Below are 12,593 nucleotides of genomic sequence, written 5' to 3'. Positions count from 1 at the left end.
GCCGTGGCGCGGCGGGTGACAGGGCTCACGGCCGACCGTGGGACCCCCGCCCCACCTGACGAGGCGTCGGATCGGCGGCGACGATCGTGCTGCGGTGCACGCATCGGTGAGTGCTCCGGCCGTGGTGCGCGCGTCGGCTACGGTGCGCGCGCGTCGGCTACGTGACCCCGCGCCAGCTCGCGGCCAGCGCCGGGCCGATCCGGTCGAGGTACGCCTCCGTCAGCCGCCGGATCGCCTCCACGCTGGTGTCCTCGCCCTGCCCCCAGAGGCGCCCCGTGACCCGCATCACGCCGCAGAACGCGGCGACGGCCACCCGCGGCCGCGGATCCGCGTCCACGTCCAGGCCCTCCCGGGCGGCGATCAGCCGGGAGATCCGTTCCTCCAGCTCGGCGGAGCGCCGCAGGTGCACGGCGAGCAGGGCCGGCGTGGACTCGATCAACCGGTAGCTGCGCATGTAGAGATCGACGGTGACCACCTCGGAGAGGGCCTCCTCGACGGTGTCCCAGGCGGCGAGCACGGCCCCCCGCAAGGCTCCGAGCGGCCCCTCGGCGGCCGGCCGGCCGCGCAGCTCGGCGACGAAGTGCGACTCGACCAGGTCCTGGACGGCGAAGACGACCTCCTCCTTGTTGGCGAAGTAGCGGAAGAAGGTGCGCTGGGACACGTCCACGGCGTCGGTGATCTCGTCGACGGTGGTCCGCTCGTACCCCTGTGAGATGAAGAGCCGCAGGGCGGCGCGCAGCAGTGCGTCCCGGGTGCGCCTCTTCTTGCGTTCGCGCAGTCCGGCCACGGGCGCGGCCGGCGCCGCCCGCTCGTCGGTCCTCACCACGGGTCTCCCTTCTGACGCCGAGTGGGCGGTCAGAGTACCCGTGACCGCAGGGGCGCGGACCGTCCCGTTGAGCCGTTTGCGAGGGGCGTGTCGCCGCCCTCGGCGTGTCACGGGCGACCGGTCACCCGTGACACGTTCGGGTCGGCCCCGGTGCGCGCCGGACCCCTCCGGTCCGCGCCCGGACCCGTGCCGGGGCGGGCCAGGGCCCTGTGTCCGGCCTCCCGGAGGGGTCAACTCCGTGCGCACGACAGCCCCGCCGGACGGTTCCCGCGGAGCCGTCGCCTATCAGGGTGGACCCGGCCGCGGCCCCTTCCGCCGACCCGTCGCCGCAGGTCAGCGTGGTGTGTGCGGAGCCCCGGAAACGGTCCGGAGGCCCGCCGTCCACAAGGAGTTGACCCGTCATGCGTACGTGTGGAACCACGCGCGTCACCACCACCCTGGCCGCGACCGTCCTGGCCCTCACCGCTCTCATCCCGAGTACGGCCACCACGGCTCAGGCCGCGGGCCCGCCGGCCCTCGGGGCCTGCGCGACCGGGCAGCTGTGCCTGTGGGCGAAACCGGACTTCAAGGGCGCCCGGCAGACCCACGAGCTGAGCACCCTCGACATCAACAGCTGCACGGCGCTGCCCGCCGGGACCAGCGCCCAGTCCCTCACCAACCGCACCGGCCGCCCGGTGACCACCTACCAGTCGGCGGAGTGCGCGGAGACCGGTGAGTTCCAGACCTATCCGGGCGACGGGGTCTGGCTGCCCCAGTCGCCCTACCAGGTGCGGGCGTTCAAGGTGTGGGAGAGGTAGCGTCCCGCGGCTCCGGGGCGTTCGGCCGGTCGGCCGCGGTCGGGACTGCGGGGACTACGGTCGGGACTGCGGGGACTACGGCCGGGACTGCGGGGACTTCGGCCGGGACTGCGGGCATGGCGGCCGGGACTCCGGGGATGCGGGCGCCCGCGTCTGCGGCCGGGACTGCGGCCGGGACTGCGGCCGGCGCGCCGCCCAGCCGGGCGACCTCGCCGCGCAGCGCCCGTACCTCCGCCTGGAGTTCCCGGATGGCCGCGAGCTGGAGCCGCTCCGCCTGGTCGTCGCGTTCGAAGCGGGAGATGAACCAGGCGGCGATGTTGGCGGTCACCACACCGAGCAGCGCGATCCCGGACAGCATCAGACCGACCGCGAGAACCCGGCCGAGGCCGGTGGTGGGCGAGTGGTCGCCGTACCCGACCGTCGTCATCGTGGTGAACGACCACCACACGGCGTCGCCCAGGTTCTTGATGTTCCCGTCCGGGGCGTCCCGCTCCACGCTGAGGACCGCCAGCGAGCCGAACATCAGCAGTCCGACGACGGCCCCGGCCACGTACGTCGTCAACTGGATCTGCGGGGCCATCCGGGCCCGCCGGCCCACCAGCATCAACGTGGCGACCAGCCGTAGCAGCCGCAGCGGCTGCACGAGGGGCAGCACCACAGCGGCCAGGTCCAGCCAGTGGGTCCGTACGAAGTGCCTGCGGTCCGTCGTGAGGCCCAGCCGGACCAGGTAGTCGACGGCGAAGACCCCCCACACCAGCCACTCCACGCGGGTGCAGGCCCGGTGCACGGCCTCACTCGCGTCGGGGGCGACGATGGGCACGGCGTACGCCACGGCGAAGGCCACGGCGAGGAGGAGCAGCGGGGTCTGGCTCCGCCGCTCCCACAGCAGCTGGCGGGAGGGTTCCTTCATGCGCAGCATCGTAAGGAACGGATAAAACGCAGGTGACCCCCGGCCCTGCCGGGGGTCACCTCATGCTTCACATTTCACGGCTCCGGGGAGGTGCTACGCGTCGCCGCCCGCCGGGCCCGGGTCCGCCGACGCCACGTCCAGCAGCTGGTACCGGTCGATCGCCTGCTTCAGCACCGAGCGGTCGATCTTCCCCTCCTTGGCGAGCTCGGTGAGCGTCGCCAGGACCACCGACTGCGCGTCGATGTGGAAGAAGCGCCGGGCCGCCCCGCGCGTGTCCGCGAAGCCGAAGCCGTCCGCGCCCAGCGAGGTGTACGCGCCGGGCACCCACCGCGAGATCTGGTCCGGAACCGCCCGCATCCAGTCCGAGACCGCCACGAACGGCCCCTCCCCGCCCGACAGCTTCCGCGTCACGTACGGAACGCGCTGCTCCTCCTCCGGGTGGAGCAGGTTGTGCTCCTCCACCTCCACGGCCTCGCGCCGCAGCTCGTTCCAGGAGGTCGCCGACCAGACGTCCGCCCGGACGTTCCACTCGTCGGCCAGGATCCGCTGCGCCTCCAGCGCCCACGGCACCGCCACGCCCGAGGCCAGGAGCTGCGCCCCGATGGCGCCCGAGCCGCCCCGGGACACCCGGTGGATGCCCTTGAGGATGCCGTCCACGTCGACGTCCGCCGGCTCGGCCGGGTGCTGGATCGGCTCGTTGTAGACGGTCAGGTAGTAGAAGACGTCCTCCGCGTCGGGCCCGTACATGCGCCGCAGCCCGTCCTGGACGATGTGCGCGATCTCGTACCCGTAGGCCGGGTCGTACGCCACGCACCCGGGGTTCGTCGAGGCCAGCAGCTGGGAGTGACCGTCGGCGTGCTGCAGACCCTCACCCGTGAGGGTGGTCCGCCCGGCGGTCGCGCCGAGGACGAAACCGCGCGCGAGCTGGTCGGCCATCTGCCAGAACTGGTCACCCGTGCGCTGGAAACCGAACATCGAGTAGAAGACGTAGACCGGGATCAGCGGCTCGCCGTGCGTCGCGTACGCCGAACCCGCGGCGATCAGCGACGCCGTGCAGCCCGCCTCCGAGATGCCGTCGTGCAGCATCTGGCCGGTCGGCGACTCCTTGTACGCCAGGAGCAGGTCGCGGTCGACCGCCTCGTACTGCTGGCCCAGCGGGTTGTAGATCTTGGCGCTCGGGAAGAACGCGTCCATGCCGAAGGTGCGGTACTCGTCGGGCGCGATCAGTACGAAGCGCTTGCCGATCTCCTTGTCCCGCATCAGGTCCTTCAGGATGCGGACGAAGGCCATCGTGGTGGCGATCGACTGCTGTCCCGAGCCCTTCCTGGCACCCGCGTACGCGCTCTCGCCCGGCAGCTGCAGCGGCTTCGCGCGCACCACGCGGGTCGGCACGTACCCGCCCAGCGCGCTGCGCTGGTCGTGCATGTACTGGATCTCCGGCGAGTCCGGGCCCGGGTGGTAGTACGGCGGGGCGCCGCTCTCCAGCTGCGCGTCCGTGATCGGGATGTGCAGGCGGTCGCGGAAGCGCTTGAGGTCGTCGACCGTCAGCTTCTTCATCTGGTGCGTCGCGTTGCGGCCCTCGAAGTTCGGGCCGAGCGTCCAGCCCTTGACCGTCTGCGCCAGGATCACCGTCGGCTGGCCCTTGTGGGCCTTGGCCGCCGCGTACGCCGCGTACACCTTCTTGTGGTCGTGACCGCCGCGTCCCAGGTGCTGGATCTGCTGGTCGGTCATGTTCTCGACCATCGCGCGCAGCCGGTGGTCCCCGCCGAAGAAGTGCTCCCGGATGTACGCACCCGATTCGGTGGCGTACGTCTGGAACTGCCCGTCGGGCGTGGTGTTCATCTTGTTGACCAGGATGCCGTCGCGGTCCTGGGCCAGCAGCGGGTCCCAGGAGCGGTCCCAGATCAGCTTGATGACGTTCCAGCCGGCGCCGCGGAACTGCGACTCCAGCTCCTGGATGATCTTGCCGTTGCCGCGCACCGGGCCGTCGAGGCGCTGGAGGTTGCAGTTGACGACGAAGGTCAGATTGTCCAGGCCCTCGCGGGCGGCGATGGACAGCTGGCCGAGCGACTCCGGCTCGTCCATCTCGCCGTCGCCGAGGTACGCCCAAACGTGGGACTTGGAGGTGTCCGCGATACCGCGCGCCTCCATGTACCGGTTCATCCGCGCCTGGTAGATCGCACCGAGCGGACCCAGGCCCATCGAGACGGTCGGGAACTCCCAGAAGTCCGGCATCAGCCGGGGGTGCGGGTAGCTGGACAGGCCGTACGGGGCCTTCGACTTCTCCTGCCGGAACGCGTCGAGCTGCTGCTCGGTGAGCCGGTCCAGGAGGTAGGCGCGGGCGTAGATGCCGGGGGAGGCGTGGCCCTGGAAGAAGATCTGGTCGCCGCCGTCGCCCTCGTCCTTGCCCCGGAAGAAGTGGTTGAAGCCCACGTCGTAGAGGGAGGCGGAGGAGGCGAACGTGGCGATGTGGCCGCCGACGCCGATCCCGGGACGCTGAGCCCGCGAGACCATGACGGCCGCGTTCCACCGGGTGGCGTTGAGGACCTTGCGCTCGATCTCCTCGTTGCCGGGGAAGAACGGCTCGTCCTTGGTGGCGATCGTGTTGACGTAGTCCGTGCTGCGCATCTCCGGCACGGCCACGCGCTTCTCGCGGGCCCGCTCGATCAGCCGCAGCATCAGGTAGCGGGCGCGTTCACGGCCCCGTTCGTCGACTGCGGCGTCCAGGGAGTCGAGCCACTCCTGCGTCTCCTCCGGGTCGAAGTCCGGGACCTGACTCGGCAGGCCGCCAATGATGATCGGGTTGCGATCGGATGCGGAAGCCACGCTGTTCCTTCGCTGTCGGGGGAGTCGTGCCTGGGGTTCGCCGCCTCCCATGGTCTAACGCTCGGGCGAAATCGTCATCTGTACCACTGGGTAATCCCCGGAAACTGCGGGAACCCGGAGGAGGGGACCGGTGCGGTGGGGCGGGGGTCCGTGACGGGTCCGGCCAAACCGCCACCTTACGCTCGGGGAGGGCACCGGCTCCGTAAGGCCGTTCGTCCCTCAAACAGGTAGGAAAGCCGTCAAGCGTTGCCGATGATGCCGAACGAGCTGGAATGGTGTGGGATGAATCACCAGAGGTGCACACGGGAACGCTGAAAGTTGCGGCGAGACGGCCGTAATCGTCACCGTTTCGACGGTCTCGGCGGCCGGGTACTTGCGCGATCCGCCGCGCCCGTGTGGACTACGCCCAATGCTGCGCGTACGCGCGCCGCCCGGAAGACATTCACCGAACATGAGCAGGAGGCACCCCGTGAGCGCGACCGCGGACCACGCGGAGAGCCTGGCCGCCCGGCTGGGTTTCCAGTCCGAACAGGTGGTCCAGGAGATCGGCTACGACGACGACGTCGATCAGGAATTCCGTGACGTCGTCGAGGAGCTCGTCGGCGAACTCGTCGACGAGGACTACGACGACGTCGCGGACGCCGTGCTGCTGTGGTTCCGAGAGGAACCCGACGCCGATCTGGCGGACGCACTGGTCGATGCCACCGAGCTGATCGAGGACGGCGCACTGATCCTGCTGCTGACCCCCAAGACGGGCCGTCCCGGTTACGTCGAGGCCAGCGACATCCAGGAAGCCGCGGAGACCGCCGGTCTCTCGCTGGCCAAGGGCGCCCCCGTCGGCAAGGAGTGGGCCGCCACGAAGCTGGTGACGCCCAAGACTGCCGCCAAGAAGCGCTGAGCAGCGTCCCGCAGGACATCTCGCACACCCCGTCGACCCGGTCGGCGGGGTGTGCGCGTTCACGGGCCCGGCCGCCATAGGCTGGGTCTCACCCGAACAGCCCAACGCAGTCATGCAGGAACGAAGGGATGCGAGATGGCCATCGAGGTCGGCGACAAGGCCCCGGACTTCGAGCTCAAGGACAACCACGGTGCCACCGTGCGGCTCTCCGACTTCCGGGGGGAGAAGGCAGTGGTGCTGCTCTTCTACCCGTTCGCCTTCACCGGCGTCTGCACCGGCGAGCTCTGCGAGCTGCGCGACCAGCTCCCGCGCTTCCAGAACGACGACGTGCAGCTCCTGGCCGTCTCCAACGACTCCGTGCCGACCCTGCGGGTCTTCGGGGAGCAGGAGGGCCTGGAGTACCCGCTGCTGTCGGACTTCTGGCCGCACGGGGAGACCTCCCGCGCCTACGGGGTCTTCGACGAGGCCAAGGGATGCGCGGTCCGGGGCACGTTCATCATCGACAAGGACGGCGTGGTGCGCTGGACTGTCGTCAACGGACTGCCCGACGCCCGTGACCTGAACGAGTACATCAAGGCGCTCGACAGCCTCTGAACGGCTCCGGGCGTGCCCGCGAGGACCCGCCCGCGCCGTTCGCGCAGTTCCCTGCGAAAACCGCTTACCAGGCGGGAACCCGTCACTAGGATCGGAACGTTGATCCGGTAGCAACCGCACGACGGGGCCCCGCCCCACACAGAACCCAATGGAGGACCCGTGGGAGTCAGCCTCAGCAAGGGCGGCAACGTCTCGCTGACCAAGGCCGCGCCTAACCTGACGGCGGTCATCGTCGGTCTGGGCTGGGATGCTCGCACCACCACCGGTGTCGACTTCGACCTCGACGCCAGCGCGATCCTGACCAGCGACCAGGGCAAGGTCACCAGCGACGCGAACTTCGTCTTCTTCAACAACCTGAAGAGCCCTGACGGCTCGGTGGAGCACACCGGTGACAACACCACCGGTGAGGGCGAGGGCGACGACGAGGCGATCAAGGTCAACCTGGCCGGCGTCCCGGCCGACGTCGCCAAGATCGTCTTCCCGGTCTCGATCTACGAGGCCGAGAGCCGTCAGCAGAGCTTCGGCCAGGTCCGCAACGCGTACATCCGCGTGGTGAACCAGGCCGACAACACCGAGCTCGCCCGCTACGACCTCTCCGAGGACGCCTCGACCGAGACCGCCATGGTCTTCGGCGAGCTGTACCGCAACGGTGCGGAGTGGAAGTTCCGCGCCATCGGCCAGGGTTACGCCTCGGGCCTGCGCGGCATCGCGCAGGACTTCGGCGTCAACGTCTGAGCCTGAGAGCAGTTCACCCGTCCGGCGCCGTGCACTGTGTGTACGGCGCCGGACCGGCTTTACCCGCTTGACCCTGCGGACATCGCGCCGCAGCCGGCACACCGCCACACCGCCACACCGCCACACCGTCGTCCGGGGAGGACCACAACATGGGCGTCACACTCGCCAAGGGGGGCAATGTCTCCCTGTCCAAGGCCGCACCGAACCTCACCAGGGTTCTGATCGGTCTCGGATGGGACGCGCGCTCGACCACGGGAGCCGACTTCGACCTCGACGCCAGCGCGCTGCTGTGCAACAGCGGCCGGGTGCTGGGCGACGAGTACTTCATCTTCTACAACAACCTGAAGAGCCCCGAGGGCTCCGTCGAACACACGGGTGACAACCTCACGGGCGAGGGTGACGGCGACGACGAGTCGATCATCATCGACCTCACCAAGGTGCCGGAGCGCGTGGACAAGATCGTCTTCCCGGTCTCGATCCACGAGGCGGACGCCCGCCGGCAGAGCTTCGGCCAGGTCAGCAACGCCTTCATCCGCGTGGTGAACCAGGCCGACGGCCAGGAGCTGGCCCGCTACGACCTCTCCGAGGACGCCTCCAGCGAAACCGCGATGATCTTCGGCGAGGTCTACCGGTACGGCGGTGAATGGAAGTTCCGCGCCGTGGGGCAGGGGTACGCGTCGGGGCTCAGGGGCATCGCTCTAGACTTCGGGGTCAACGTTTCGTAAAGCCGTACACAGACGCATGGGGTGCCAGGTGCCAGTGGTTCTGAAAACCTTCGGCTGGTCGTTCGCCATCACGGCGCTCGGCCTTGCCTTTGCCGCGTGGCAGTGGGGGTGGGAGGCGTTCGGGGTCGTACTGATCCTGTCGATCCTCGAGATCTCACTGTCCTTCGACAACGCGGTCGTCAATGCCGGAATCCTGAAGAAGATGAATGCCTTCTGGCAGAAGATCTTCCTCACGGTCGGCATCCTGATCGCCGTCTTCGGAATGCGGCTGGTGTTCCCGGTGGCGATCGTCGCCATCAGTGCCAAGGTCGGGCCCATCGAGGCCATCGAGCTGGCGCTGGACCACCCGGAGCAGTACGAAGCCCTGGTCACCGATGCCCACCCGGCCATCGCCGCCTTCGGTGGCATGTTCCTGCTGATGATCTTCCTCGACTTCATCTTCGAGGAGCGGGAGCACAAGTGGCTCGCCTGGCTCGAGCGTCCGCTGGCCAAGCTCGGCAAGGTCGACATGCTGTCGGTCTGCATCGCCCTGATCGCGCTGCTCGTCTCGGCGATGACCTTCGCCGTCAACGCCCACACCAGCACCGGCCACGCGGACAAGTCCGCCACCGTGCTGCTCGCCGGCGTCGCCGGCCTGATCACGTACCTCATCGTCGGCGGCCTGTCCTCGTACTTCGAGGACAAGCTGGAGGAGGAAGAGGAACGCGAGCACGATGAGGAGGAGAAGGCCAAGGCCGAGGGCAAGCCCGTCTCCGCCGTCGGCCTGGCCGGCAAGGCCGCGTTCTTCCTCTTCCTCTACCTGGAGGTCCTGGACGCCTCGTTCTCCTTCGACGGGGTCATCGGCGCCTTCGCCATCACCAACCACATCTTCTGGATGGCGCTCGGCCTCGGCATCGGCGCCATGTACGTCCGTTCGCTCACGGTCTACCTGGTCCGTCAGGGCACGCTGGACGACTACGTCTACCTGGAGCACGGCGCGCACTACGCGATCGGCGCCCTCGCCGTCATCCTGCTGGTCACCATCCAGCACGAGATCAGCGAGATCATCACCGGCCTCATCGGCGTGGTGCTGATCGCCGCCTCCTTCTGGTCCTCGGTGCGCCGCAACAAGCGCGAGGAACTGGAGGGTTCCACCGCCGAGGCATGACCGCGGCGGTAATGCGGAACGCTCAACTGCGGGGCGGTCCACCGGGTTCACGGACCCGGCGGGCCGCCCCGCTTCCGTAGGCTTCGCGGGACCAGGGGATCAGAGGACCAGGGGGGTAGGGGATGGGCTTCTTCGACGGCATCTTGGGCAGCCGCGCCGTGCAGTTCCAGTCGGGCAGCGCCTCGTCGAACGCGATCGAGCTGAACAAACGGCATGCGACGGTGTCGCTCACCAAGCAGGGGGCCGTCCACGGCAATCTGCGCGTCAACCTGTCCTGGCGCATGCGGACCTCGGACATCGGCGGCCGCTCCGGCCAGAGCGGCCAGCTCTTCCGGCACCCGTTCAAACTGTTCAAGCCGGACATGGTGCAGGCGCACACCCAGGGCATGGTCAACGTCGACCTCGACATGGGCTGCCTGTACGAACTGACCGACGGGACCCGCGGCGCCGTGCAGCCGCTGGGGAACCTGCTGGGCGACCTCAACGACCCGCCGTACGTGAAGCTCAGCGGGGACGACCGGTTCGGCTCGGCGTCGGGGGAGACCCTCTACATCAACCTCGACCACGCCGACGAGATCAAACGGCTGCTGGTCTTCGTCTACATCTACGACCAGACCCCGGCCTTCGACCGGACGCACGCCATGGTCACCCTCTACCCCGTCACGGGGCCGAGGATCGAGATCCCGCTGGACGAGCGGCACCCGCAGGCCCGTTCCTGCGCGGTGGTCTCCCTGGAGAAGGTCAAGGGCGAGCTCGTCGTGCGGCGCGAGGTGAAGTTCGTGTACGGGTTCCAGGCCGAGCTGGACCGGCTGTACGGCTGGGGGCTCCAGTGGGGGCGGGGCTACAAGAGCGCCAAGAGCTGACGGGCTGCGACCGGGCCCGGCGTGCGCGGCCGCAGCCGACAGCGCACCCCAGGGCCCTCGGCGCCCTCCACGGCGCCAGTGGTGGCAGTGGCGTCAGCAGTGTCAGCGACGCGACGCCAGTGCTGTCAGCGGTGTCAGCGGTGTCAGCGGCGGATGAACTGCGGCCCCTGCACCGGCAGACGGAAGGACGGATCGCCGCCCGGGCCCGGCACCGGGGCCGGGGACACCGGCTGCGGGTATCCGTAGGCGGGCTGCACGGCCGGCGGGGCCTGCGTGGGCGGGGCCATCGCGGCCGTCTGATCGGAGGTCGGCCCGGGCGCCGGGCTCGCGGCGGGCTCGGCGGCGTTCTCGTCGACCGAGATCCCGTGGTCGGTCGCCAGGCCCACCAGCCCGTCGGAGTAGCCCTCGCCGAGCGCGCGGAACTTCCACCCCTCGCCCCGGCGGTACAGCTCGCCGCAGATCAGCGCGGTCTCCGCGCCCGTCTCGGGCCGTACGTCGAAGTAGGCCAGCGGTTCGGAGCCGCCGGTCGCGGTGGCGTCGTACAGGAGGATCCGCAGGTCGTGGACCCGCTGGAAGGGGACGTCCTCGGCGGAGGCGACCACCAGGATCCGGTCCACCGCCGACGTGACCGTGCGCAGGTCCGCCTGGACGGCGTCGGTGATCGCGTCACCCATCTGCTTCTTGCCGAGCCGCCAGACGGCCCCCGAGGGATGCCGGGGCTGGTTGTAGAAGACGAAGTCCTCGTCCGAACGCACCCTGCCGTCCGGGCCCACGAGCAGCGCGGAGGCGTCCACGTCCGGCACCTCGGGGCCGCCGGTCCAGCGCAGCACCGCCCGGACCGCCAGGGGGGCCACCGGGATGTTCGAGCCCTTCTGCATCGCGTGCGTCATGCACGTCATCCTGCCCTCCCGGGGTGGAGCGGGACAATGCGGCCCCCCGTAGGGCCTTGTATCGAACGCGAGACCTGGGCATGGTGCAAGAGGGTTACCTGAACTTCATGTGCTCGAGGAACTCTTGACTCGCGTTCGTACGTACTATTACCGGCCATGCCAGTTGGGCCGCCGAGGCAGTACGGGGGAAGCACATGCGTCACTTTGGGCACATAACGCCCACCGTCCGTAAGGACCTCTTCCATCAGGAACCGGCGGAATTCACCGGAACCTCGCCTGCCCGCGTCCTCGCGGCGGCGCTGGGAGCCACTCTGTACAGCCCGGCCACCCGGCCCGCCCTCGCGGCGGACATCCGCAAGCAGGCCGGCCGCGGAGTCGTCTCCATGGTCCTCTGCCTGGAGGATTCCATCAGCGACGCCGATGTCGCCGGAGCCGAGGAGAACCTCGTCCGGCAGTTCTCGGACCTGGAGGCGGACACCGCGGAGCTCCCGCTGCTCTTCATCCGGGTCCGCACGCCCGAGCAGATACCCGACTTGGTGCGCCGCCTGGGCGGCTCCGTGCGGCGGCTGGCCGGATTCGTTCTCCCGAAGTTCGACGAGCGTCGCGGTATCGCCTTCCTCGAAGCCGTCGCCGAGGCGGAGGCCGTCAGCGGAGCGCCCCGCCTGTATGCCATGCCCGTCCTGGAGACTCCGGAACTCCTCCACCTCGAAACCCGCGTCGAGGCCCTCGCGGGCATCTCGCGCACGGTCAACGCCTACCGGGAGCGGGTCCTGGCCCTGCGGCTCGGTGTGACCGACTTCTGCTCCGCCTACGGCCTGCGGCGCACCCCCGACATGACCGCCTACGACGTCCAGATCGTGGCGGGCGTCATCGCCGACGTCGTCAACGTCCTCAGCAGGGCCGACGGGACGGGCTTCACCGTGACCGGCCCCGTCTGGGAGTACTTCCGCAGCCAGCAACGCCTCTTCAAGCCCCAGCTGCGCCGCAGCCCCTTCCTGGAAGAGGGCGTGGAGGAGTTGCGCACCGCCCTGATCGAGCACGACCTGGACGGACTGCTGCGCGAGATCGAACTCGACCGGGCCAACGGACTGCTCGGGAAGACCTGCATCCACCCCGCCCACGTCACGCCCGTGCACGCCCTGTCGGTGGTCTCCCACGAGGAGTTCTGCGACGCCCAGGACATCCTGCGGCCCGAGCGCGGCGGCGGCGGAGTGATGCGTTCCGCCTACACGAACAAGATGAACGAGGTGAAGCCCCACCGGGCCTGGGCCGAGCGCACCATGCTGCGCGCGGAGGTCTTCGGTGTGGCGAAGGAGGAGGTCGGCTTCGTCGACCTCCTCACGGCCGGGCTCCAGGTGTGATCAGACCCCGGCACGAGAGAC

12 protein-coding genes are annotated in these 12,593 nt (G+C 69.5%); 8 read left to right on the top strand and 4 right to left on the bottom strand.

From position 1 onward, the window contains the following. Positions 1–157 precede the first annotated feature (157 nt). Positions 158–823 carry a TetR/AcrR family transcriptional regulator gene (locus ACWGIF_RS20310; protein ID WP_453499209.1) on the bottom strand — a complete coding sequence of 222 codons (666 nt, stop codon included), beginning with the start codon at positions 821–823 and terminating at the stop codon, positions 158–160. Positions 824–1,227: 404 nt separating this feature from the next. On the opposite strand from ACWGIF_RS20310, the gene ACWGIF_RS20305 reads away from it, so the two are divergent. Then, positions 1,228–1,623 carry a peptidase inhibitor family I36 protein gene (locus ACWGIF_RS20305; RefSeq protein WP_453499207.1) on the top strand — a complete coding sequence of 132 codons (396 nt, stop codon included), beginning with the start codon at positions 1,228–1,230 and terminating at the stop codon, positions 1,621–1,623. Here the strand turns inward: ACWGIF_RS20305 and ACWGIF_RS20300 are convergent. Both ACWGIF_RS20300 and aceE read right to left on the bottom strand, forming a co-directional pair. Continuing rightward, positions 1,604–2,533: a potassium channel family protein gene (locus ACWGIF_RS20300; protein WP_453499205.1), complete on the bottom strand. Its 930-nt coding sequence runs from the start codon at positions 2,531–2,533 to the stop codon at positions 1,604–1,606. The genes ACWGIF_RS20305 and ACWGIF_RS20300 overlap by 20 nt on opposite strands. 93 nt (positions 2,534–2,626) lie before the next feature. Then, positions 2,627–5,359 (bottom strand): pyruvate dehydrogenase (acetyl-transferring), homodimeric type, encoded by a 2,733-nt coding sequence (gene aceE / locus ACWGIF_RS20295; protein ID WP_453499203.1) that lies wholly within the window; start codon positions 5,357–5,359, stop codon positions 2,627–2,629. 469 nt (positions 5,360–5,828) lie between these two features. Here aceE and ACWGIF_RS20290 point away from each other — a divergent pair, with 469 nt between their 5' ends. The 6 genes from ACWGIF_RS20290 to ACWGIF_RS20265 all read left to right on the top strand — a co-directional run bounded on the left by ACWGIF_RS20290 (position 5,829) and on the right by ACWGIF_RS20265 (position 10,321). Further along, positions 5,829–6,257 (top strand): DUF3052 domain-containing protein, encoded by a 429-nt coding sequence (locus ACWGIF_RS20290; RefSeq protein WP_326590983.1) that lies wholly within the window; start codon positions 5,829–5,831, stop codon positions 6,255–6,257. 135 nt (positions 6,258–6,392) lie between these two features. Further along, a complete protein-coding gene (locus ACWGIF_RS20285; RefSeq protein WP_030657023.1) occupies positions 6,393–6,851 on the top strand; it encodes a peroxiredoxin in 459 nt (152 codons plus the stop codon). Between the two features lie 159 nt (positions 6,852–7,010). Then, entirely contained in the window at positions 7,011–7,586 is a 576-nt protein-coding gene (locus tag ACWGIF_RS20280; RefSeq protein ID WP_030009302.1) for a TerD family protein, read from the top strand. 149 nt (positions 7,587–7,735) lie between these two features. Further along, the gene (locus tag ACWGIF_RS20275) at positions 7,736–8,311 is read left to right on the top strand and encodes a TerD family protein (protein ID WP_453499200.1); all 576 of its coding nucleotides are present in this window, start codon (positions 7,736–7,738) and stop codon (positions 8,309–8,311) included. Between the two features lie 34 nt (positions 8,312–8,345). Beyond that, the gene (locus ACWGIF_RS20270; protein ID WP_453499264.1) at positions 8,346–9,458 is read left to right on the top strand and encodes a DUF475 domain-containing protein; all 1,113 of its coding nucleotides are present in this window, start codon (positions 8,346–8,348) and stop codon (positions 9,456–9,458) included. Positions 9,459–9,580: 122 nt separating this feature from the next. Next, entirely contained in the window at positions 9,581–10,321 is a 741-nt protein-coding gene (locus tag ACWGIF_RS20265; RefSeq protein WP_453499198.1) for a TerD family protein, read from the top strand. Positions 10,322–10,464: 143 nt separating this feature from the next. Here the strand turns inward: ACWGIF_RS20265 and ACWGIF_RS20260 are convergent, their stop codons facing one another. After that, complete coding sequence (locus ACWGIF_RS20260; RefSeq protein WP_453499196.1) at positions 10,465–11,211, bottom strand: TerD family protein; 747 nt, start codon at positions 11,209–11,211, stop codon at positions 10,465–10,467. A 194-nt stretch (positions 11,212–11,405) separates the two neighbouring features. Here ACWGIF_RS20260 and ACWGIF_RS20255 point away from each other — a divergent pair, with 194 nt between their 5' ends. Continuing rightward, positions 11,406–12,572 (top strand): HpcH/HpaI aldolase/citrate lyase family protein, encoded by a 1,167-nt coding sequence (locus tag ACWGIF_RS20255; protein WP_453499194.1) that lies wholly within the window; start codon positions 11,406–11,408, stop codon positions 12,570–12,572. The last annotated feature ends 21 nt before the right edge of the window (positions 12,573–12,593 follow it).

The organism is Streptomyces sp. NPDC054849 (assembly GCF_053610945.1).
The sequence above is the reverse complement of the archived record's forward strand: the minus strand, read 5'-3'. Positions and strand labels throughout refer to the sequence as shown.

Bases quoted from the DNA above. Each gene is read 5' to 3' on its own strand.
- ACWGIF_RS20265 (WP_453499198.1), top strand. From the start codon at position 9,581: ATGGGCTTCTTCGACGGCATCTTGGGCAGCCGCGCCGTGCAGTTCCAG.
- ACWGIF_RS20305 (WP_453499207.1), top strand. From the start codon at position 1,228: ATGCGTACGTGTGGAACCACGCGCGTCACCACCACCCTGGCCGCGACC.
- ACWGIF_RS20260 (WP_453499196.1), bottom strand. From the start codon at position 11,211: ATGACGCACGCGATGCAGAAGGGCTCGAACATCCCGGTGGCCCCCCTG.
- ACWGIF_RS20285 (WP_030657023.1), top strand. From the start codon at position 6,393: ATGGCCATCGAGGTCGGCGACAAGGCCCCGGACTTCGAGCTCAAGGAC.
- ACWGIF_RS20275 (WP_453499200.1), top strand. From the start codon at position 7,736: ATGGGCGTCACACTCGCCAAGGGGGGCAATGTCTCCCTGTCCAAGGCC.
- ACWGIF_RS20300 (WP_453499205.1), bottom strand. From the start codon at position 2,533: ATGAAGGAACCCTCCCGCCAGCTGCTGTGGGAGCGGCGGAGCCAGACC.
- ACWGIF_RS20255 (WP_453499194.1), top strand. From the start codon at position 11,406: ATGCGTCACTTTGGGCACATAACGCCCACCGTCCGTAAGGACCTCTTC.